Origin of the sequence: Bacillus sp. JJ634 (genome assembly GCF_036962285.1) — a bacterium.
GTDB lineage: Bacteria > Bacillota > Bacilli > Bacillales > DSM-1321 > Peribacillus > Peribacillus asahii_A.
In genome coordinates this window covers 1-22,976 of record NZ_JBALMU010000045.1, presented here as the reverse complement: position 1 = coordinate 22,976, position 22,976 = coordinate 1, and the positions used below count along the sequence as shown (strand labels likewise).

Sequence of the window (22,976 nt, the reverse complement as noted above, 5' to 3'; positions counted from 1 at the left end):
AACGGGTGCAATTCCAGAGTAGGAATTGCGCTCTTTCTTTTTATAAAGAGTTAAATTATTAATCAATTGAAAAATAGTGAATTATTTACTTTTGTGGTAATATGCAGGCATACTAAGTTTGATATAATAATTGGTAAGGGAGGGATTTTGAGTGGAACAACTAATTGAACAATACAAACAAGGATACTTTAAGATTGTTAAAGAACTTGAAGGGCTCACTGAAGAGCAACTATTGTTTAAGCCATCTGAAAAAAGCTGGAGCATCAGGGAGATTATTATCCATATTTCGGATGCGGAATTGGTGCATATCCACCGAATGAAAGCGGTTTTATCAGAGGGAAATCCTATCCTGACAGCCTTTGAACAGGATTTGTGGACAACCCGTTTAAATTCCCAACATATCGACCATCAATTGTATCTACAACTGTTCAAATCTATGCGCGAAAGTTTTCTACCTATTCTTCAACATGTAACTGAACAGGATTATTTACGAATTGGGACACATAATCAAGCTGGACAACTCACTTTTAAAGAGATTTTTCAGCATTCTATTGAACATATTGATACTCATATTGAACAAATAAGACGGGTGAAAAAGCTTTTTTAGAATGACTGCTAGGGAACATGTATATTGAATTGCTGATCAAAAAAATTAGTATGATACAGGGGAAAAGAACATGGGTGAAAAGCAACCATTAATTGAGCCTTTGAATGCATTACTTGAAGCAGAACGTGCTGGAGTAGAGACGGTGAATCATCTATTAAAACATTATCCATCAGATTTTTTATTGATTTGAAGCGGAGTTGAACTGTTTATAAAAAGATGGACCGGAATATCTTATGAAGGGGTTTTGATTTTTCTGATTGCACGAACGGAGCAGATTAGGACAAGGAGGGAAAGTGCAGGATTTTGTCGAAAATTATTTAAAATAAACGATAGATTTATTCCGTTTTAATAGTGGTTAAATATTTAAGATAAGTGGTGAGAGTGATTGATACAATATTAAACCAAAAAATGTTAGAGATATTAGATAATATTTCCGAGGGATGCTGTTTTTTAAATTCTAAAATGGAGGTTGAGTTCATTAACAAGGCAGGAGAAGCTTTACTTGAAAAGCCAAAGGAAGAAGTGATGCATAAGTGTCAGTGGGATGTTCTACCTAAATATAAAGAAACAATTATATACGAACTATATAATAAGGCTTATAGGGAACAAACCGTACAATGCTTCGAGACCGTTACAGAATATTCAAAAATACCTATGGAAATTAAGGTGTTTCCGAATAAATATGGAATATTTCTCCTTTTTAACGATATAACAAAAAGAAAAAAAGATGAGGAAAAACAAAGATACTATGACCAATTAAAGATTATCGCGGAGATGGCAGCGGGGGTTGCTCATGAAGTAAGAAATCCTATGACTACTATTAAAGGTTTCTTGCAGTTAATGGAGAATAATGAAGAATTAGGAAAATACAAAGATATTTTTCAGTTGATGATAGACGAGGTCAATCGTGTAAATGAAATTATTACGAATTTCCTCGATTTATCTAAGGAAAAGCCAAATAAAGTAGAATATTGTAATCTGAACGATATAATCACTACTATAGTTCCTTTACTTGAAACAAGAGCCATACGAGAAGGGAAGTACATAAAATTAGAGTTAGGTAAAATCCCAAAATTAAATGTTGATAAAAATGAAATTCGACAATTACTTATAAATTTGGTCAATAATTCTTTAGATGCTATGAGCAAAGGACAATCAGTTCGAATTATTAGTTTAGTTGAACATAATAATGTGATTTTATCAATACAGGATGAAGGGGCAGGGATACCATCCGATATTTTTGATAAAATATCAGTGCCTTTTGTAACTTCAAAAGAAAGCGGTACAGGTTTAGGTTTGTCTATTTGTTTTTCAATTGCTAAAAGAAATAACGCTGAAATAAGTTATAGCTCGAGCTCTAATGGAACTACTTTCAATATTTGTTTTTTAAATTAAAACTTGCTTTCAAATATGAGTGCTGACTTCCCTTACAGTAATACCTACATGTGGGGGAGGTCAGCACCTTTTTGGTTGAAATGTATATCTCGTTTGGACGAGTTAAAAATTTCTCATAAAGTTCTAGAAAACTTGTTTAAGAAATCGTTTCTTCCTTTACATTCAGTACTTGCAGTGCTTGTTGTAAGGCACTTGTTTCTTCATCGTTTAGAGGAATGATTGGTAAGCGAACGCCGCCGACATGAGTCCCTTTTAGATTTAATGCTGCTTTTACCGGTGATGGATTTGGTGCAGCAAATAGTGCTTTTATAATTGGGAGAAGACTGCGGTGAGCTAGAGCAGCTTCTTGGAGCTTCCCATTTTTGAAATTTTCAATCATTGCTTGCATTTCATTGCCTATAATGTGAGAAGCAACTGAGATTACTCCCGTGCCGCCAATCGATAATACTGGCAAAGTTAAACCATCATCACCGCTGTACAATGAAAAATCTTCCGGTGTTTGGCTGATAATTGCAGTCATCGCATCTAAGTTGCCGCTTGCATCTTTAATGGAAACAATATTTGGAATCTGTGCAAGGCGAACGACAGTCTCAACAGAAATATTGACAACGCTGCGTCCTGGTATATTATACAGCATAACCGGTAATGACGTTGACTCAGCAATTGCTTTAAAGTGTTGATATAATCCCTCTTGAGAAGGTTTATTGTAGTATGGAGCAACAAGCATAATTCCATCGACCCCTGCTTGTTCTGCAAGCTTCGTTAAATCGATAGAGGCTTTAGTGTTATAAGAGCCAGTACCAGCAATAACAGGAATTCTTCCATTCACAACTTCAACGACAAATTTGAATAATTCTACTTTTTCTTCCGTCGTTAATGTAGGGGATTCTCCAGTTGTACCCGCAACTACTAAACCGTCTGTACCATTGTCAATTAAATAATTGATTAAGTTTCTTGCAGCATTAAAATCAATCTCACCATTGTGATCAAATGGGGTTACCATTGCAGTTAAAATTTGTCCGAAATTCATTACTTCTCCACGTCCTTTAATGATTTTTATATAGAGGGAGAAGGGCGATTAACGATAAACGCGAAAAAGCAACAACGGGGCTTCGCTGCTGCAGTAGAAACAATATGTAACAAAAATTATTTCTGTGCGTAAGATAGCCCTCCATATAGTTTCCTATATGACAGTTCTGTATTTATTCAATAACAGAACCAGCTTCAAGAAATATGAGATTCTTTCCACTTCGGCAAATTCCCCTTTTCGCAATCGTCATTGGATCTCATCATCCTCCCAGTGCGTACTTATGGTCTTTGCTCCTCTATCCTTACTTCAAAAAAATATTGAAATAAGTGAATATTTAATTATGTTAGATGATACCAGTTTTTTTACTTGATTGCAATGAAAAGTTAGTGTTTGTCCCTTTTACTTTTTGAAGAATCTATGTCAACTAGTTTGAGAGTATGACTATGGGTGTAATTATGATTACAGAATTTTGTGAAAAATTTACTAAATAATGGTAAAATTATATGGTAACAATGAACTAGTGTTCAAATATAAAGGATAGGAGTGATTACATGATGTATAGTACCCTTGAGAAGCATGTAGGCAGTCGATTAATACGTCCAAATGATGTGCGTTATGATGAAGTAAGAAGGGTTTGGAATGCTGTAATTGATAGAAAACCAGCCGCAATAGTAGTTTGTGAGTCAGAAGATGATGTGATTGCAGCTGTACAGTTTGCGAAGGAAAATGAATTATCTATTTCGATTCGCGGTGGGGGACACCATGTAGCCGGCCTTGCTGTTTGTGATGATGGGGTAATGATTGACTTATCACATATGAGAAAAGTAACAGTAGATGAAAAGAGACAAGTGGCTGTTGTAGAAGGTGGAGCCACTCTTGGAGATATAGATCTTGAAACTCAAAAGTATGGACTGGCAGTTCCTACTGGAACGGTTTCCGAAACAGGTGTTGCAGGGTTAGCTCTAAATGGCGGTATTGGTTATTTAAGAGGGAAGTACGGGTTAACTTGTGACAATCTTGTTGGTGCAAGAGTCGTAACAGCAGACGGTGTTGTGCTTGAGGTTAATGAAAAGAATCATCAAGATTTATTTTGGGCAATCCGCGGAGGCGGCGGAAATTTTGGGGTCGTTACTAGATTTGAGTTTGCCTTGCATGCCGTAGGTCCAGAAGTTTTGGCTTTGGATGTGATGTACGATTTTAAGGATGCAAAAGACATCTTAAACAAAGTTCAACAATTTTTGGCCCAAGCTCCTGATGAAGCAGTTTCTCTTAATATAACAGCTGCTGTGCTGCCGCCTGCCCCGTTTTTACCTGAATTTTTACATCATAAAAAGGTAATCATGCTTTTAGGAATCTATGCAGGTGATGCGAAAGAAGGCCAAACAGTCATTCAACCGCTTCGCGAGTTAGCAGAACCAATTGTTGATCAAACAGGGGTAGTCCCATTTGTAGAGTTCCAAAAGAAGCTAGACCCAATGGTGCCAAAAACCGTACCTGTTTATGGAAGCTCTCTTTTCTTTGATGAATTGGATGATACAGTCATTGAGCAGCTCCTCTATAAAATAGACAATGCGCCGGCTCCAAGCATCCTTGTTCAGCTGTGGGCGCTTGGCGGAAAAATGAATCGAGTACCTGTTTATGCAACGCCATTTGCCATCCGAAATGCAAAGTTTGTCCTGCTGGTTGATGTAATGGCTATGGCTGGAGACGATGCTGTATGTAAACAATGGGTAGATTCCGTATATGGAGGACTGCTCCCGTTTTCCTACAAAAATGCCTCGTATCTTAATGGAGTCGGTGTAAGCGACGATGTAACGACTAATGCATTTCAAGAAAACTATGAGCGCTTAGTAGAGGTAAAGAAAACGTACGATCCAAGTAATAGATTCCGTCATAACCATAACATTAATCCACAAAGATAATCTATTGGCTATTAAGTATGTTCAAGCTTGGGGAATCACAGATTCAGAAACAGTTATTATTGAAGGGCATAACCAGTATCCTGACCGAGCAGAAGAAATCATTGAAACTGGTTTAGAAAAGGTTGTAGGAAACTTCTAAATGAATATTGTGTAGCAAACCAGCATAGTCATTTGTGCTGGTTTTATTTTGTAGTTAAAGGTTTCTTCAATGTGAAAACATTAAACTTACCAAAAATCGATATCATAGAGTGCATCTAAAGATAAAGAACCAGGGTCAGTTAAAGTGATGCCTGATGCGATAGTGATTAATATTAGATTATATTCTATGCCACCTTTATCTGAAAACAAACCATTTTTTTCTGTGTACAGTTATAATGGCGGCAATCATTGGGATAATAATTAATACAGCAGCCAAAGGCGTAAATAATCCTTTGAACATACTTAATGTTGTTAATGCTAACATGCTTATCTTAGTTTTAATAAAAGGAGGAATCAATCATGGTTAATGATAAGGAACTTGATATACAAATGAAAATGGAGACTCTTTTTACAACTACTTGCGGAACATGGGAAAATTGTACAGATTCAAACATTCAGTCGTTCTTAGAACAATGCCAGGAAAATAATATCGACCCGCAATATTGTATGAGTTGGGTAGAGCAGCATAAATCAGAAATACCTGACTGGCAAGATGTTTCCAAAGTATCGCTTGACTGGGTGAATCAACATACTTCAACTGGCTCGCCTGTTTCATTTAATGAATAGAATCCTCATTAATCAGTGGAGAGACTACTTGGCTCTCCACTTTAATCATGAAGTCTGTGAAAGGGACGACAGTAAATATTGAATGTCATGCTTCCGAATTTGGAGTTGGCGTTGTGCTTCTTCTTAATAGAAAAATAGTTTAGAAAGTTGGCAGGGCGGGGATTCTTGGATGTTCAGGATTTGAGCTTTTTTGGTTTTTAATGCTTTTAGGTATTTTCAATTAATTTCACGATTAGCGTGTTCTATATTAACGGCTGCTTTTACAAAATCTATATTAAAATTAGTGAAAAAAGTATAGACGAAGTGTGTACAACTGCAGTTAGTTGCTTCGTTGACAAATGACTAAGTGTTAGTAGCAGTGTTAATTTTCATTATGAAAAGAAAAGTGTAAGGGAACAGTTTTTTAAACGAAAACATTCCACTTTTTGTAAAAATGATATATAGTCTTATAATAGTTTAAATAGATAAATGTAAAGTAAGAGAATAGTTAAGGTTGCCAATCTAGAAGTAAAGTGCTATAACAAGCTAGTCTACTAAAGGGATGGATGATTGAGATGAAAAAGGATGTTTGACAAATTAAATAGTATTCTAGGGAGATTTTTACCGATTATGATACCTTCAAGTTTATTAATTGGTATTTTTATTGGGGATTCTATGAAAGAAGTTAAATTTCTTATACCTTGGATATTCGCTGTAATGACTTTCTCTGGGAGTCTCGGGTCTAATTTTAAACAATTAACAATGGCTCTACATAATCCATTTCCAATCATATTAGTAATGATGATCTTACATGTGATTATGCCAGGTATCGCTTGGGGAATCGGTCATCTTTTATTTGCTGGCGATTTTGACACAATGACTGGATTAATTCTGTCTGTTGTTATTCCAACTGGAATTACTAGTTTCATATGGGTGGTTATGTATAAAGGAAGTGTCCCGGTTGCTCTTTCTATTATATTATTAGACACACTTATGTCACCGATTATTGTACCATTTAGTTTATCGGTTATTACGGTACAGCAGGTAGAAATAGATACGTATAAATTAATGACGGATTTAATTCTTATGATTGTTATTCCCTCTGTACTGGCCATGTGTCTGAACCATATGACTAAAGGGAGAATACAGCCTATATTAGGAGCGAAATTAGCCGTTTTTTCAAAATTGGGGATCGCTACGATTGTTATGATTAATGGGGGTATTGTATCGCATTATTTTAGAGAAATGAATGGGAGAATTGTCTTTATTGCAGGTACCGTTGTTATCATTGCTATTACAGGATATTTTTTGAGCTGGATTACTGCTAGGGCATTTAAATGGAATAGAGATGTAGCCGTATCTGTAGCTTTTACAGGTGGAATGAGAAATATTAGTGCGGGAACTGTAATAGCCAGTACGTATTTCCCTCCTAAAGTAGTTTTACCTGTTGTTTTAGGAATGCTATTTCAACAAGTTTTAGCTTCTTTATGTGGAAAGCTAATCGCGTGCCATGATAAGAAACAGGCTAAAGCGTCTGATAGTAAGTATTCGCAGGTTGTAGGATAAAATATACAAATTTTTAATCATTTATTCTTAATATTATTATGAAATTTAGCTATATTCTTAACCTTTGTATTCCTTTTTTTTTATTAAAAGGGAATAATTAGGGGAGATGATGCGATGGAGCAAGTAGTAAACTGGATAAATGGAGTAGTTTGGAGTAATGCGTTAGTGTTCTTTTGTTTAGGTGTTGGGATATTTTATTCCATTGTTACGAGATTTACGCAGATTAGAAACTTAAAGCATATGTTTCAGCTCTTATTTAAAGATAAAGCGTCTGAAGAGGGAGTTTCCTCTTTTCAAGCTTTTAATCTATCTCTTGGTAATAAAATAGGGGTGGGGAATATTGCCGGTGTTGCTACAGCCATTGCGTTCGGAGGTCCTGGAGCCGTCTTTTGGATTTGGGTTATGGCTTTTCTCGGAGCAAGTACAGCTTTTATTGAAACGACTCTAGGGCAAGTTTACAAAACAAAAGAAGGCAGCCAATATCGTGGGGGAGCATCCTACTATATTGAAAAAGGTCTGAATTTAAAATGGTGTGCCGTTATCTTTGCGATCATCTTTGCCGTTGCTACAGGTCTTTTCTTACCTGGTGCACAGGCGAATACGATCTCTACAGCTTTAGAGTATGCATTTGGTATTCATCCTGCTTTCTCCGGAATAGGCTTGGTGATTATCCTAGGAATTATTATCTTTGGAGCTGTTACTCGTATTGCCCGTACTGCGGAAATTCTTGTTCCTTTTATGGCAATCGCCTATATTTTAATGAGTTTGTTTATTGTGTTTTCTAATCTTGGTGAATTACCGGATGTCATCTCTCTTATCTTCTCAAGTGCTTTCGGTACGCATGCTGTATTTGGAGGGTTGGTAGGTTCAGCTATTTCTTTTGGGGTTATGAGGGGTGTTTATTCGAATGCAGCTGGGACAGGAATGGATACTTATGCAAGCGGTGCAGCAGAGGTTTCACATCCTGCCAAGCAGGGGCTAGTACAATCTTTTTCTGTTTATGTTGATACGTTACTTGTCTGCTCAGCAACCGCATTTATGATCCTCATAACGGGAATGTATAATGTGACACCTGAAGGCAGCGAACCGCTTGTCATGAATTTAACAAACACAGAGGCTGGTACTCTTTATACGCAACAAGCTGTTGAATCGGTTATACCTGGTTTTGGAGCTGCCTTTGTAGCCATTACATTGCTTTTCTTTGCTTTTACTACGTTACTTGCGTTTTATTATATGGCGGAAACAAATCTCGTCTATATTGGTCGTAAAATAAAAACGTCATGGCTGATTATGGGTTTAAAAATAGGCTTTTTAGCTTCTGTATATTTTAGTTCAATAAATACAGCACAAATAGCATGGGCCATCGGTGATATCGGTTTAGGTTCAATCGCTTGGCTGAATTTATTCTTTATTCTATTTCTAACGAAACCAGCTCTTAAAGTGTTAAAAGATTATGAAGTACAGCATAAAGAAGGGAAAACGCCTGTTTTTAATCCTCGAAAATTAGGAATAAAAAATGCGGAATTTTGGGAAGAAAAATATAATAATATTACAAAGCATAAGGAAGAGCGAGATTCGGAAGATGTTATATAATAATATATTTGTCTAGTGAATAAAAGATGTTTCAAATTTGATTTTTGAATTTGGAGCGTCTTTTATTTTTTGTGTCTTGGTACTACGATACTACGATAAGAATACTGGCTGACACACTTTTCTTAAAAAACATTGATTAAAGTGGAAAAATCAACATAATGGATTCTTTATCAACAGTGTATTCCAATCAACCTTCTTATGTCGATTTAACAAGTTGGAGATATATAGGGAAAAACTAACAAAGTCTGCACTTAAATACCACTGCTTTTTGTATAGATTGTACATAGTTGAGTTAACAATTAATTGGTAAATTAATTATAAGCTATTAATAACTAACAAAGTAATAGACAGTCATTTTAGTAAATGCATAAAACATCGGAGCATACATAGGTGCCGAAATGGTAATTCATACCCTAGTCGATTAAAAATGCCTATGAAATAGTTTGACGATTATTGATGAGGAGAATGCAAAATGAGTGAAATGAAGATTAAAGAATTAATAGCCCAATCCGATTCTTTACTACAATCAACCCAGCAGGTGGTCAAACAAGCACTTCAGCATTTACATTTCGATCAAGTAACTTATGAATTACTAAAAGAACCGTTACGCTTCTTGACTGTTCGCATTCCTGTAAAAATGGATGATGGGTCGGTTCAGGTGTTTACCGGTTATCGTTCGCAGCATAATGATGCGATAGAGAACCAAATTAATGAAGGCAATGTTAATGATATAAAAGCAAAACTAATAGTAGAAGCAGCAAATGGACCAACAACGAATAAAGCAACGGAAATATTGAATGAAAAGGGAGTATTAATTGTACCAGATGTATTAGCTAATTCAGGAGGGGTGGTTGTTTCGTATTTTGAATGGGTTCAAAATAATCAAGGATTATATTGGGAGCACGAAGAGGTGATAGAAAGGTTAGAAAAAATAATGATTTCCTCCTTTCATAAAATACATTCTATGTCGGTTAATAAGCGTGTAAACATGAGAGTGGCAGCGTATATGGTAGGACTAGAAAAGGTATCCCAAGCCATGAAATGGAGAGGATGGGTGTAATTATATAAGATTAATTTTATGATAATTCAGACTATTTATGTGAGGCTACGATCTCACACGAGTAATCTAACAATATTGTTTAATAAAGTTAATATTTTAAAAAATAAACTATTGGGGGAGAAACATATGGCTGAATTAGTAGCAAAGAAAAATGCAGATACATTTTCTGAGGAGAAAAATAAGGGGAAATATTTAAATTACATTAACGGAGAATGGGTCGAATCATCATCTGGGAAGTTTGTTCCTGTTTTCAATCCGGCAAATGGAGAAGTATTGGGAGAGGTGACACAATCCACTGAAGAAGATGTAAACCGTGCTGTTAAAGCGGCTAAAGTTGCTCAAAAATCTTGGCGCCTAGTACCAGCTCCAGAGCGAGCAGAATTCTTATATAAGGTAGCTGGTTTACTTAAGGATAGAAAAGAACAAATAGCACGAGTTCTTACAAGCGAAATGGGAAAAGTCATTGATGAAGCAAGAGGAGAAGTTCAAGAAGCAATTGATATGGCATTTTATATGGCTGGTGAAGGAAGACGACTTTTTGGAGATACCGTCCCATCTGAGCTTCGTAATAAATTTGCGATGAGTGTACGTGTACCAATCGGCATTGCAGGATTAATTACACCATGGAATTTTCCAATTGCCATTGCATCTTGGAAGTCACTTCCTGCACTTGTAGCGGGAAATGCGGTTGTTTGGAAACCAGCAACTGAAACTCCGGCAGTTGCTCAAGAATTTGTCCGTATTTATGAAGAGGCAGGATTACCAAAAGGTCTTATTAATTTAGTTCATGGGTCAGGCAGCGTTGTCGGAAATGCGATGGTAGATCATCCAGATATCGATTTGATTTCCTTTACAGGTTCTAATGAAGTTGGTAAACAAATTAATGAACGGGCAGGTGCGCTGTTAAAGCGAACATCTCTCGAAATGGGCGGCAAGAACGCAGTGACTGTTTTAGAAGATGCTGATCTTGATCTTGCCGTAGATGGGATTTTGTGGAGTGCTTTTGGAACGAGCGGTCAAAGATGTACAGCAACTAGTCGTATTATTGTACACGACAAGGTTAAGGAAGCATTAGAAAGAAAACTAGTAGATCGCATTGGAGAATTGACATTAGGTAATGGTCTTGATGAAACAGTGAAAGTTGGTCCGGTTATTAATCGTTCTGCACTAAAGCAAATTGATGAGTATGTTCAAATTGGTAAGGATGAGGGGGCTAAACTTCTTGCTGGTGGATATATTGTCACTGGAAATGGTTTAGACCGAGGAAACTTCTACGCTCCTACAATCTTTACAAATGTAACACCGGATATGCGAATTGCAAAAGAAGAAATATTTGGACCTGTAGTTTCTATTATTTCAGTTAGTAGTTTAGAAGAAGCTATTGAAGTAAATAATGATGTGGAATTTGGTCTATCCAGTGCGATTTTCACTGCTGACGTTAACCGAGCCTTCCAAGCTATGAGAGATTTGGATACAGGAATTGTCTATGTGAATGCAGGAACAACAGGAGCTGAGATTCACCTTCCATTTGGCGGAACGAAAGGGACTGGTAATGGTCATCGAGATTCTGGTGAAGCATCCTTAGATGTATACACTGAATGGAAATCTATTTATGTCGATTACAGCGGTAAACTACAAAGAGCTCAAATTGATAATTATTAAACATCAGTATTAAAAGAATAGTTTATTTTAATATACCTGTATTGAGGGGCACATCATCTCAATACAGGTATATTTGTTGTATTGTTAAGTTCAAGTAATCTATTCTCACACGCGTAGGATCCAAAAATCACAGCGTGTTCAAATGCATATCTTTATTTGCCATCCACGATTTCTTTTAGAATCTCATAAGACCGTTTTTGTTTGTTACCATCATAAATATAAGATACGGCCATGATTTCATCGACGTTATATTTCTCTTGAAAATTCGTTAACTGTTTTCGGATTGAATCTTTACTTCCTAACAAAGTCACGCTGGACATCGATGTAGCCATTTCTTTCTCAGGCTGACTCCAAATGTGATCCATGTTTTCAACAGGAGGTTGTAACGGTGTTTGAGAGCCGCGAACAACATTTAGGAAAAACTGCTGCATGGTGGTTGATTCGAATGTAGCTTCTTCGTCGCTTTCAGCGGCAATCACATTCAAGCAGACTATCATATATGGAGAGTCTAAGTATGGAGATGGCTCGAATCGGTCGCGATAAATAGAAATAGCTTCCTCCATGTATCTTGGTGCGAAGTGAGAAGCGAATACATAGGGCAAGCCTAGTTTAGCTGCTAGAACGGCAGAATCCGTCGAAGAACCGAGGATATAGATTGGGATATTTGTTCCAACACCTGGATAAGCTTTTACATAACTTTGAAGCTCTTCAGGTCCAAAATACGTAAGCAATGCCTGAACATCGTTCGGAAATGTATAGACAGAATCCTTTTGAGCTCGTCTTAGTGCATTTGCGGTCATCATATCCGTGCCCGGAGCTCGGCCAAGACCTAAGTCCAATCGATTAGGATAGATGGTTGCCATCGTTCCGAATTGTTCGGCAACGACTAAAGGAGAGTGGTTAGGCAGCATAATTCCGCCAGACCCAACACGTATATGTTCTGTATGCTCTAAAGTGTGTTTAATTAAAATAGAAGTCGCTGAACTCACTAATGTTGGTGTGTTATGATGCTCAGCAATCCAATATCGTGTATAGCCCATCTTCTCAGTCGCTTGCGCTAAATCGATCATTGCCTCGATAGCTTCTTTCGCACTTTGTCCTTCACGAATAGGAGCTAAGTTTAAGACTGATACAGGTATTTGTATATTTGACATGTAAATGTATCCTTTCTTCATGAAGTGTCACTATTATAGTAACAATTAGAACAGTGGAAACAAACTTAAATGCTTGGGTAGAAAAATAAATGAAGGAATAAGTGCCCTAAGGTTTATTGTTCGCTTTTTAACGCAAACAATGTATTACTCCTTGCAGCTCCGTTCCATATATCCGGTACAACCGATTCTATTTTGAAAATAATAGAATCTTAATCGATCAATAAATTTTTATGTAAATAAGCTTTAAATCCTTTTGATTCAAGGCATCTCTTTGCCTAAGCAGCAAGGGAATGCTTTTCCTTATATTCTTATCCGAAAATCACAAAGTGTAAGAGTAATCTAAATGGCTTAGAGGACAAATGGATAGAGGTTCAGGAAAGGCTAGGCGGTGTCTAAGGGACGAGAGATTTTCAATAGTTTGTGACTAGAGTATTGCCTATCTTCCGTGATAACATAGATAAAAAGAGATAAGAAAGGTTGGTGCTACGATGAATATTTTGGTGCAAGGTGCAGGAGCTTTAGGTGCTTATTTTGGCGGGAGATTGTTAGAAGCAGGTTTAAACGTTTCGTTTTTTGTGAGAGAAGGAAGGGCAGCGCAATTAGCGAAAGAAGGGTTGAAAATATACAGCCCTGAAGGAAACTTTGAAACAAGAGATGTAACGGTTTATACAGAGGCTGAACAAGTTGAAAATATCGATTTAATTATACTGGCTGTAAAGGGATATCATCTTGACCAAGCCATCCCGCAAGTTCAAACAATTGTGGAGCAGACAGGAGCGTTTGTACTTCCTTTGTTAAATGGTATAGAGCATTTGGAAACATTGCAGCAAGCCATTGGAAAAGAAAAAGTGCTAGGAGGATTCGCCTCTATCATTGCAACGTTAAATGAACAAGGTCACGTAGAGCATACTAGTGGAAGCAGTGCTGTGAAATTTGGAGCTCTTCATAACGAGCAAACAGAAATATGTGCGCAATTAGAAGCGGTACATAATGATGTAAAAACGAATATTTTAAGGGAAGAAAATATTTTAAAGCATATGTGGAAAAAGTACATATTTATTACGTCGTTTTCAGGAATTACGTCAGCGATGCAGCTGCCAGCAGGTTTTATTACAAGTACGGAAGCGTCATTTGCCGTTGCTAGAAAGGTAATCTTGGAAATGAGCATGCTCGCTGAGAAAGAGGGGATTGTTTTAACAGAGCAAGAAGTAGAAGTGATGGCAACTAGATTAAAAGGTTTCCGCGAAGAAGCGACCTCTTCCATGCATCAGGATATGAGAAAAGGACTTCCTTTAGAGGTTGAGCATTTACATGGAGGCGCACTGCGTTTGGCTGCTAAACATGATGTAATTCTTCCTGTTATTGAAACGCTGTATGGTATATTGAAACCTTATGAAAACGGGAAGCCAAGTGGACTATAATCGTTACGGAAAAGAATTGAATATGTTGTAATCATATAACTGAAAAGAAAAAATGACGTGTGCAGCTTATACGTCATTTTTTTGTTTTGTTTATAAACGGAGCTCTTTCATTTTTAACTTAGTATGTGTTCAAGTGAACTGGTTGAACATCATATGTTTTATTGGACATTTATAAATAAAAGGTATATAGTTACCTAGGTAACTATATGGTTGAAAGAGCGATTTGTCACAATCATTTTTTGACCAAATGTGCAGGTTAGTAATATGGGTGGAGAGAAGCCTATTTGATTCCGTGCTGTACATCGGTTAGAGAAGCGACAATGTATTGAAAAAATTTTAGTAAAGATTAGCGGGAAAGGAGGATTCAAGTATATTAGGGAGCTAAAAGTGTAGTTGATGAATGTGAACAAAATTGGATGGAAGGAGTATGTGAAGCAGACCTTATTACAAATCCTCAATGTTTAAAGGAAAAGTTTAAATAAAGAAAGAGGAGTTATCATGAATCACAAACCTAAATTATGGACGAAAGACTTTTTAATGGTTTCAACTTCAAATTTCCTGTTATTTATATCATTTTATATGTTAATGGTAATATTAGCGATTTATTCGATTAAGGAGTTCCATGCTTCTCAAAGTGAAGCAGGGCTTGCTTCTAGTATTTTTGTTCTTGGAGCAGTCATTGTTAGACCTATTGCTGGGAAAGTGATTGAAACGGTTGGGAAAAAGAATTTACTGATTTTTGGTTTAGTTTTATTTCTAATCATGATGCTATTGTATTTTCTAGTAAATAGTTTACCGCTTTTATTATTAATCAGATTCATTCATGGTTTTGCTTTTGGGATTAGTACAACAGCTACTGGGACGATTGCGGCCAATATTATCCCAGCGGTACGACGTGGAGAAGGAATGGGGTATTTTGCGACAAGTATGAACTTGGCTATGGCAATCGGACCCTTTTTAGGATTAGTAATCAGCCAGAAGTTCGATGATTTTATGATTTTTGTGGCAACTACTACTTTTTCGGTCATTGCTTTAGTAGCCACTATATTTTTACATGTCCCAAAAGAAGAGAAGGCCGCAAGGAACATTCAAATGAAGAGTGGCTTGCACTTTAGTGATTTCTTTGAAAAAAGCACCTTTCCTATTGCGATTCTTGTTGCGATTTGTGGTTTTGTTTACTCAAGTATTTTATCTTTCTTGACTGCGTATGCAATAGAAATTGACTTAGTAGATGCTGCTAGTTTTTTCTTTGTGATGTATGCGTTTTTTCTGTTACTGTCTAGACCAGTAACAGGCAGATTATTTGATGTAAAAGGTGAAAATGCTGTCATTTACCCATCGCTGGTTTTATTTGGGCTAGGCTTGATAATCCTGAGTCAGGCCCATCATGGAATTAGTTTACTTATAGCTGGAGCAGTAATTGGAATTGGCTTTGGTACATTTCAATCAAGTGCTCAAACCGTTGCTATTAATGAAGCGGCGAGTCACAGAATGGGGTTAGCAACCTCTACCTTTTTTGTGTTCTATGATTTTGGGATTGGCGTTGGCCCGTTCTTATTAGGATTTATTTTACCTCTTACAGGGTTTCGTGAATTATATGTAGGTATGGCTGTTATCGTCTTTCTTGGCATTTTAATTTATTATGTAGTGCACGGCAAAAAAGCGGCTGTAAGACAAAGAGAGAAAGTTGCGTAAAGGAAAGTTCATAGGACGTATCTTATTGAAAAGGCTGGAATCCTTGTTATATTGAGGGTTTTAGCTTTTTTAGGTTGGGTCGGAATCGATACTTTACAGCTGCGACTAAGAGGAGTAGAAGATGAAGTGTCCCCGTACTAAGGGGAGAGATACGATTAATCATATTAAAATTCATTGGTTAGTGTCGTATCTGCCTGTCCTTTTTTCTTGAGGGTTAGAGTAAGTGTTTTTAAATAAAAAAACACCAAGTAAATGATGTACGGTGGAGAGGTTTTTAACTGGATAGTTTCAACAAGTTAGCTGCTTGATTTTCTGTGAGATCTGTAATTAAAACGAGCTCGCTAATTAAATTTCTTCGCGCTTGATTTAACATGTGTCTTTCGCTTGAATTAAGCGATTTTTCCTTACTCTGAAACAAGAGATTGCGAACTATTTCAACAGAATCATGAACATCGCCTGTCTTCATTTTTTCTAGATTTGAGATATACCTTTCTTTCCATGAAAGTGAATTATGCGGTTTTTCGTGATGGAAATCTAATAATATTTCCTTCATCGTCTTCCGATCAACGAGTGAACGAATACCTGATGTGTGTATCTTGTTCATCGGGATCATAACGTCCATTTTACAAATCGGAATGTTAATCACACAATATTCCTCTGTTTTCCCTAGTATTTCTCTTTCTTCAATGGCTTTAATGATACCTGCCCCATGCATTGGATAAAAAACTTTGTCGCCAATTTGAACCAAACCATACACCTCCATATATATCTACATTTATTATGGTAGCATATAACCATTATTTAATCAAATTTTCTATATTACCATGGATAATTAGTTGATGTCAACACATAAAATCTTGATTAGTATGGTTCTATTTTCCTAAAGTGACTATTTTTATAGGTGCGTACTATCCCTTGCGAATAGACTGTCGCTAGTATGGAGTTAAGAGAATGGATAAAGGATTGTTTTTCCCGTTTTTGAAAAATTCCTCTCTCATTTAAGGCTAAGGAGATTATTTAAAGTACATATTAACATTGGTTTACAATCTGAAAGGTACGGGAGGAAGAATATGAAAAGTAAATTGAAAAATTTGATTTTATTTCCTTTGCTTTCATTTGTGTTTTTATTAGTATGTAGCTTGGATAATAATGAGGTTTATACGCAAGATAGGGAATCCGTCTGTTCAAATCTGAAGGGCGTGAGCATACCAGCATCCCGAATTGGTTTGCCTACAAATGGTGCTACCGTTCAGTCCGCGACGTTCGTATGGAAAACTGGAAAATACTCTAAAAATAGAGGGTTTTGTAAGGTGTTAGGAGCGATTCATCCAGTAGATAAGAACGCTCCGGATATTCATTTTCAAGTCAATCTTCCCGTGAATTGGAACCATAAACTATTGCAAGTGGGCGGCGGTGCTTTTGATGGTGTGTTAGTAACAGGTCTAGGAGCTAGCATTGGAAAGCCTTTGGCAAGTCCAGATGCCTTGTCGAAAGGCTACGTGACGTTTGGCAGTGACTCGGGCCATCAAGGCAAGAGCTTAGACGGAAGCTTTGCCTTGAATGACGAAGCCTTGGCTAACTTCGCTTCCGATCAATTGAAAAAAACGAAAGATGTTGCTCTTGAGCTAGTGGGTGCACGTTACCACAGTAAACCATCTCAGGTCTACTTTTTTGGCAGATCGAATGGAGGGCGTGAAGCGTTAAAAGTTGTTCAACGCTTTCCTACAGAATATGATGGCGTCATTGTATTATACCCGGCATTAAACTGGATATCCAAGGCGATTAAGGACAATCAAAACGCTAACGCATTGTACGCTAATAATGGAGCTGGATGGATTAGCCCGGCGGAAAACAAGCTCATTAATGAAACGGTTCTTAACGTTTGTGACTCCTTGGACGGTGTTGCGGACGGTATTGTAAGCCATATAACAGCTTGTGCAAAGAAATCAAATCACATTCTAAACTTCTTAAGCAAACATCTTTCTAAGGAGAAGGTAGATATCATCAAACTTTTCAATTCGCCACTGCGCTTTAACTATCCGCTTGCAAATGGATTGACGGTCACGCCGGGATATTCTCAATTGCAGGGTGCAAACATTAGTGAGAGTAGACTTTCTCAATATGGAACATCGCCGTTAAAAAGAAAGAACTTTGTCTCAAGATTAGGAGATGGAGTCATTAAGTATATGGTTGTTCGAGATAAAGATTTTAATCCTGTTCATTTCAATCCAGATCAATGGAAGGATCAAATTGTGAAAGCCTCGCAATTGCTTGATGCGACTGATCCTAATCTCTCTAAATTCAAGGACAGTGGGGGGAAATTAATCTTGCTTCACGGAACAGCAGACCAAATTGTTACTCCGTACAGTTCGATTGATTATTACGACAAGCTTGTCGATAAGTTTGGAAAAAGTTCGCTTGATCAATTTGTTCAGTTCTATTTGGTTCCTGGCTACGGTCATAGAAGATCAGAAACCTTTACAATGAGAGCGGATTTACTCGGTGCACTAGATACATGGGTAGTCGATGGAAAGAGACCTGTGAATCTCGTTGCACAAGATCAAAACGCTAATACTTTTGGTCGTACCCGTCCGCTATGTGAATATCCAACCTATCCGAAGTACAAAGGAAAAGGGAATGTAAACTCGGCTGCAAACTTTACTTGTGCAACTCCTTAATTTTTGACATGGGAACTTTGATTTTTTTAGGGCCTGTCCTATAAGTTATTTATATGATTATGGGCAGGCTCTATAATAAAGTATTCTAAAATCTTGAGGTAGGGCTCTTACTGCTTAATAAATAAAAAATATTTTGAATTTTTCGACAAAATAACAAGGCATGCGACATTGTTGGTATGGTATAAGTAAGGTAAATATTGTAAGTTGACTTACTTATAGAAAAGTAACAAATGTTCCGACATTTAATCAGAAAGATGTAGATGATTGATAACATAATGGTGGTGTCCTTGTTGAAAGCAAATAGATTTATATTATTATCTTTGTTTTGTTCCAGTTTAGCTCTAACGACAGCTTGTGTAACGAAAGAAGCAAATATAAGTATTGAGGCAAGTGAAAGAACGAAAGACAATCAAATGGATGAACCGATTGTATCTTCAGAACCGCAAGAAAAAACTCAAACAATCAAGCAAGTAAACGAAACGGAGGAAACATTCCTTGAAATTAATCCAAAGGAAACTCCAGAGATCCTCTATGAAACCATTCCGAAAGATAAATTGCATGAATTAAAATCCGTACATACGTTTTCTGAGGTGTATACAGAAGCGGAAGGTGTATTAACCTTCCGTGGAAATAATCTGAGAAATTCCTCTAGTTATGGTGAAGTGAAAATGAATCCAGTTTCTTTAGAGAAAACATGGTCATTTGTCACAGGTTCAAGCCCTAAATGGGGAGGTGGAGCTGGTTGGACAGGGCAGCCGGCCATTATAAAGTGGGATTCAGACATTAGAGAAATGATGAACCTTAAGGAAGAATTTAAACATAAGGAAAATTTCATCGAGGTGATTTATGCGAGTCTTGATGGAAAAATCTATTTCTTTGATCTTGAATCTGGTAAACAATCAAGAAATCCTATTAATATTCATAATCCTATTAAAGGAAGTATATCCATTGATCCGCGCGGCTATCCGTTACTTTATACCGGTCAAGGAATACCTCAGCAAGGAGACATTGGTTTTCGTATTTTTAGTTTAATAGATGGAGAGATGCTGCACTTTATTCCAGGGATTGAAGCGGATGCTTATCGTCCTTGGGGGGCTTTTGATGGGTCTGCTCTTGTGAATAGAGAAACAGATACTCTTATTCTCGGCGGAGAAAATGGATTATTCTATAATATTAAATTAAATACGGTTTTTAATAAGGAAGAGAAAAATATTAGGGTTGCTCCAGAACAAGTTAAATATCGCTACAAAGTAAAGGGGAATGATTATCAAGGGATTGAGAACTCTGTAGCTGTCTATAAAAACCTTGCCTTTTTCGCGGATAATGGAGGCAGCATTCAAGGGATTAATTTAATGACAATGAAACCAATCTGGGCATTGTCAGGGACTGATGATACAGATGCGTCGATTGTGATTGAGGAAGAAGAAAATATTCCTTTCCTATATACAGGAACAGAAGTAGATAAATTAAAAGGAAGTGATAGCCATTCCCTTATACGTAAAATAAATGGTGTAACAGGTGAAGTCGTTTGGACGAAAAAGTATGACGCCATGTATAACGAAAGTGTCAATGGAGGCATGCTGTCTACACCTGTTATTGGAAGAAATGAAATGAAAGATTTAGCGATTTTCACCATTGCACGGCACAAGACGATGAATGCAGGGCTTATGGTCGCTGTTAACAAAACGACTGGGGAAGAGGTATGGCGATGGGAAATGCCAAGTTATACGTGGTCATCTCCAGTGGCGGTATACGATAAAAATGGACAAGCTTATCTGATTCAATGTGATTCAATTGGTACGATGTATTTGTTAAATGGAAAAACAGGAGAAGTCATTAATAAGATAAATCTAGGGTCCAACATTGAAGCATCACCTGCTATTTTTAATGACTCTATCGTTGTTGCGAGCAGGGGAGGACAGATTTTTAAAGTGAAAATCAAGTAGTTTACGTGATTTTTTGGATGAGAGAGAAGGATAAAATACTGCAGGCTGGGGCGAATAACCCCGGCCTGTTCAATTATTTGTAGAAAACTCACCTCTTCTTTAAAGTTTAAATAGTATTGTTGATAACAGATTGTTATGAAAAAACAATGCGAATTTTGCTGTTAAACATGCAGGTATAGGAGGATTCACCTTAGGTTTACCCTGAATTCCAGACCTTTTTTTGCATAATAAGTGCAGCTAGACCTATAATAGCGACAAATAACAAACTAACAAAAAAGCCCATGCGAATGCTTTTCTCCACCAATGTTCCGCTTACTGCTGCAAGGATGAGGGCGATCCCGATAAAAGCTAACAGCTTCCCCCATACTTTTATTTCTAAAATACGAAGAGCAGAAATAATAATGAAAGACCAATTGAATAAAATTAAAATTCCTGCAGCTGTCGTAATGTACTCGTAAATTTTACCAGGTAACAATAGTGCGGTAACGATGGATGCGATTAATCCAATCGTTGCGAGTAATAAAGAAGGGAAAGGGAGGTCCTTCCACTTTTTAATCTTTTTAGAAAACACAGCTGGAGCATCGCCGCCATCTGCCAGCGTGACAAGAAGTGTTGTTACCCCGAATAATGAAGCGGTCATTGTTGAAAAACCAGCCATAATGATTGCTGCATTAAATACATGGGGAAAAAAATTAAAATGATATTTATCGAGTGCTGTTACAAAAGGACTTTCCTTTGAATTAAACGCTCCATGCGCAGCCATATAGACGGCAAGTCCAAGCGAAATAATATAAATGATAGCTAGTACGATTAACATAATAATTCCCGCTTTTGGGGCGTCTTCTTTCTTTTTTAATCTCATGGCCATTAGTCCAATGACTTCTATTCCTCCATAAGCGTAAAAAGCATAGATTAAAGAAGACCAAAAACCTTTCCATCCTTCAGGAAATAGTTCCTTCGTTGAATTCGGAAACCCAGCATGTTTTACATCACCATGAATCCACCCGAATACGGCAGCAGCGGCAAGAATAATAAACATAACAATAGCGGCTGTTTTAATAATGGCCAATACATTCTCTACTTTATCAAAACCTTTATTGCCGGTTAACACGACAATAATAGAGAGAATGGCGTATCCGGTTGCAAACAGCCAAAGGGGAACATGGGGTAACCAAAATCTTGATAAGATGGAGAGAGCTGTTAATTGGCTGCCCATAATGAGAATATTTGAACTCCAATATCCCCAGCCGCAGCTAAATCCAGCCCAACGCCCGTAAGCTTTGTTTGCATAGTAGCAAAACGATCCATCTTGAGGATCCTCAGCTGTCATTTTAGCTAATAAGTTGTATACAATATAGGTTCCAATGGCTGCTAACAAAAAGGAAAAGACAATAGAGGGACCTGTTATTTCTATACCAATGGCTGACCCCAGAAAAAAACCTGTACCAATCGTACAGCCAACCCCTATTAAGGACAATTGCCACCATTTTAAATTTCCGTCTTTATTACCTTTGTTACCCTTACTTTGACCACTAGGAATAAAAAAATCCAATGCCATACCTCCTCGCATATCAAGTATTATCCTTTGATAAGGGATTGTGTTTTATGTACAAGCTTCTTTGGCAAAATAAGACGCTTATAGTAACAAATCTTCATGAACAGAGGAATGTGTTATGTATGGAGAGAATGCTGATTATGTAGGATATGGGAAATGGCATGAAGTTACTGCAGATTTTGATTAATTAAGTAGTAACGTTATTGGTCATGAATCAAATGAAAAAATCACAACCCTTTAATTTATTGGTGAGTTTTTTGTATAATGTATAAAATTATGATGTTTTCAAGCGCATACATGGAATAAATCTACTCTTTTTGACACATTACTAAATAGTGCAATGCTTGTCTAGATTAGTTCGTAATCAAGTGTAATGAATAGAAAAGAGGTGTCTTTCATTTGGAACAAGAAAAGGTAGTTATTAAAATTAACGATAATGGTTCTATTCGCGTTAATGGGAGCGTTGAACTAGTAGATGGTAATGGAGATGCATATAGTGTTGGAAATACTTTTTCTCTTTGCCGATGCGGCCAATCCGGGAAACAACCCTTTTGTGATGGAACGCATAAAAAAATTGAATTCAATAGTGCTCCACGAGCAGAATAAATTTTACATAGTGTAAGATTAGACAAATGAATGTTAAAAAGTCGAGCTATTGGTTCTTGAAACATGACCAGTAGCTTTTTTATTTTTAGGCTACAAAAATTTGAAATTAAGCTTACTCTTCCAACGTAAATTTAGGAAGCGGATAAGGGGGACAATGAATGGAAATCCTTCATCCGGGTCATGAGGGACAAAATCCAGAGATCCAGCAAGAAAATGTCCTTCATCCGGGTCATGAAGGACAAAATTCAGCAAATCCAGCAAGGAAATGTCCGTCATCGGAGTGATGAAGGACCAAATTCGGAAATCAGCCAAAGAAAATGTCCTTCATTGGTCTTCTGTCAA

Annotated in this window: 17 protein-coding genes, 3 pseudogenes and 1 riboswitch; of the genes and pseudogenes, 16 read left to right on the top strand and 4 right to left on the bottom strand. The window is 37.0% G+C overall.

All coding sequences use genetic code 11. The features are described from left to right. Nucleotides 1–151 precede the first annotated feature (151 nt). Nucleotides 152–607, top strand: coding sequence for a DinB family protein (locus V7068_RS08355; protein ID WP_499712204.1), 456 nt, complete (start codon nt 152–154; stop codon nt 605–607). A 381-nt stretch (nt 608–988) separates the two neighbouring features. Continuing rightward, nucleotides 989–2,002, top strand: a complete 1,014-nt coding sequence (locus V7068_RS08350; RefSeq protein WP_499712202.1) for a two-component system sensor histidine kinase NtrB — start codon at nt 989–991, stop codon at nt 2,000–2,002. 136 nt (nt 2,003–2,138) lie between these two features. Here the strand turns inward: V7068_RS08350 and dapA are convergent, their stop codons facing one another. Then, the gene (gene dapA / locus V7068_RS08345; RefSeq protein WP_499712200.1) at nt 2,139–3,032 is read right to left on the bottom strand and encodes a 4-hydroxy-tetrahydrodipicolinate synthase; all 894 of its coding nucleotides are present in this window, start codon (nt 3,030–3,032) and stop codon (nt 2,139–2,141) included. Between the two features lie 126 nt (nt 3,033–3,158). Then, nucleotides 3,159–3,338: riboswitch (Lysine riboswitch) on the bottom strand. Between the two features lie 245 nt (nt 3,339–3,583). On the opposite strand from dapA, the gene V7068_RS08340 reads away from it, so the two are divergent. The 8 genes and pseudogenes from V7068_RS08340 to V7068_RS08305 all read left to right on the top strand — a co-directional run bounded on the left by V7068_RS08340 (nt 3,584) and on the right by V7068_RS08305 (nt 11,579). Next, nucleotides 3,584–4,954 (top strand): FAD-binding oxidoreductase, encoded by a 1,371-nt coding sequence (locus V7068_RS08340; RefSeq protein ID WP_499712198.1) that lies wholly within the window; start codon nt 3,584–3,586, stop codon nt 4,952–4,954. A 4-nt stretch (nt 4,955–4,958) separates the two neighbouring features. After that, nucleotides 4,959–5,093: pseudogene (locus V7068_RS08335) on the top strand (FMN-dependent NADH-azoreductase); the annotation flags it as partial. Between the two features lie 359 nt (nt 5,094–5,452). Continuing rightward, entirely contained in the window at nt 5,453–5,719 is a 267-nt protein-coding gene (locus V7068_RS08330) for a hypothetical protein (protein ID WP_499712196.1), read from the top strand. A gap of 564 nt (nt 5,720–6,283) precedes the next feature. Beyond that, a complete protein-coding gene (locus V7068_RS08325) occupies nt 6,284–7,264 on the top strand; it encodes a bile acid:sodium symporter family protein (RefSeq protein WP_499712194.1) in 981 nt (326 codons plus the stop codon). Between the two features lie 114 nt (nt 7,265–7,378). Next, on the top strand, nt 7,379–8,857 hold the full coding sequence (locus V7068_RS08320) for an alanine/glycine:cation symporter family protein (protein ID WP_499712192.1): 1,479 nt from the start codon (nt 7,379–7,381) through the stop codon (nt 8,855–8,857). Nucleotides 8,858–9,329: 472 nt separating this feature from the next. Further along, nucleotides 9,330–9,542 (top strand): annotated as a pseudogene (locus tag V7068_RS08315) (Glu/Leu/Phe/Val dehydrogenase dimerization domain-containing protein); the annotation flags it as partial. A gap of 6 nt (nt 9,543–9,548) precedes the next feature. Further along, a pseudogene (locus V7068_RS08310) lies at nt 9,549–9,917 on the top strand (Glu/Leu/Phe/Val family dehydrogenase); the annotation flags it as partial. Between the two features lie 126 nt (nt 9,918–10,043). Continuing rightward, entirely contained in the window at nt 10,044–11,579 is a 1,536-nt protein-coding gene (locus tag V7068_RS08305) for an aldehyde dehydrogenase family protein (RefSeq protein ID WP_499712190.1), read from the top strand. A gap of 152 nt (nt 11,580–11,731) precedes the next feature. Here the strand turns inward: V7068_RS08305 and V7068_RS08300 are convergent, their stop codons facing one another. Continuing rightward, nucleotides 11,732–12,733 (bottom strand): LLM class flavin-dependent oxidoreductase, encoded by a 1,002-nt coding sequence (locus tag V7068_RS08300; protein ID WP_499712188.1) that lies wholly within the window; start codon nt 12,731–12,733, stop codon nt 11,732–11,734. A gap of 488 nt (nt 12,734–13,221) precedes the next feature. Between V7068_RS08300 and V7068_RS08295 the strand changes: the two genes are divergently transcribed. Continuing rightward, nucleotides 13,222–14,154: a ketopantoate reductase family protein gene (locus V7068_RS08295; protein ID WP_499712186.1), complete on the top strand. Its 933-nt coding sequence runs from the start codon at nt 13,222–13,224 to the stop codon at nt 14,152–14,154. A 498-nt stretch (nt 14,155–14,652) separates the two neighbouring features. Further along, complete coding sequence (locus tag V7068_RS08290; protein WP_499712184.1) at nt 14,653–15,849, top strand: MFS transporter; 1,197 nt, start codon at nt 14,653–14,655, stop codon at nt 15,847–15,849. A 274-nt stretch (nt 15,850–16,123) separates the two neighbouring features. Here V7068_RS08290 and V7068_RS08285 read toward each other — a convergent pair whose 3' ends face one another. After that, nucleotides 16,124–16,612, bottom strand: a complete 489-nt coding sequence (locus V7068_RS08285) for a CarD family transcriptional regulator (protein WP_499712182.1) — start codon at nt 16,610–16,612, stop codon at nt 16,124–16,126. A 307-nt stretch (nt 16,613–16,919) separates the two neighbouring features. On the opposite strand from V7068_RS08285, the gene V7068_RS08280 reads away from it, so the two are divergent. Next, nucleotides 16,920–18,527 (top strand): tannase/feruloyl esterase family alpha/beta hydrolase, encoded by a 1,608-nt coding sequence (locus V7068_RS08280; protein ID WP_499712180.1) that lies wholly within the window; start codon nt 16,920–16,922, stop codon nt 18,525–18,527. A gap of 290 nt (nt 18,528–18,817) precedes the next feature. Continuing rightward, nucleotides 18,818–20,473, top strand: a complete 1,656-nt coding sequence (locus tag V7068_RS08275; protein WP_499712178.1) for an outer membrane protein assembly factor BamB family protein — start codon at nt 18,818–18,820, stop codon at nt 20,471–20,473. 196 nt (nt 20,474–20,669) lie between these two features. On the opposite strand, the gene V7068_RS08270 is transcribed toward V7068_RS08275, so the two are convergent. Further along, a complete protein-coding gene (locus V7068_RS08270) occupies nt 20,670–22,025 on the bottom strand; it encodes an amino acid permease (protein WP_499712176.1) in 1,356 nt (451 codons plus the stop codon). Between the two features lie 402 nt (nt 22,026–22,427). Between V7068_RS08270 and V7068_RS08265 the strand changes: the two genes are divergently transcribed. Together V7068_RS08265 and V7068_RS08260 are read left to right on the top strand one after the other, a co-directional pair. Next, nucleotides 22,428–22,634 carry a CDGSH iron-sulfur domain-containing protein gene (locus V7068_RS08265; protein WP_499712174.1) on the top strand — a complete coding sequence of 69 codons (207 nt, stop codon included), beginning with the start codon at nt 22,428–22,430 and terminating at the stop codon, nt 22,632–22,634. A gap of 158 nt (nt 22,635–22,792) precedes the next feature. Continuing rightward, complete coding sequence (locus V7068_RS08260) at nt 22,793–22,918, top strand: hypothetical protein (RefSeq protein WP_499712172.1); 126 nt, start codon at nt 22,793–22,795, stop codon at nt 22,916–22,918. Nucleotides 22,919–22,976 lie beyond the last annotated feature (58 nt).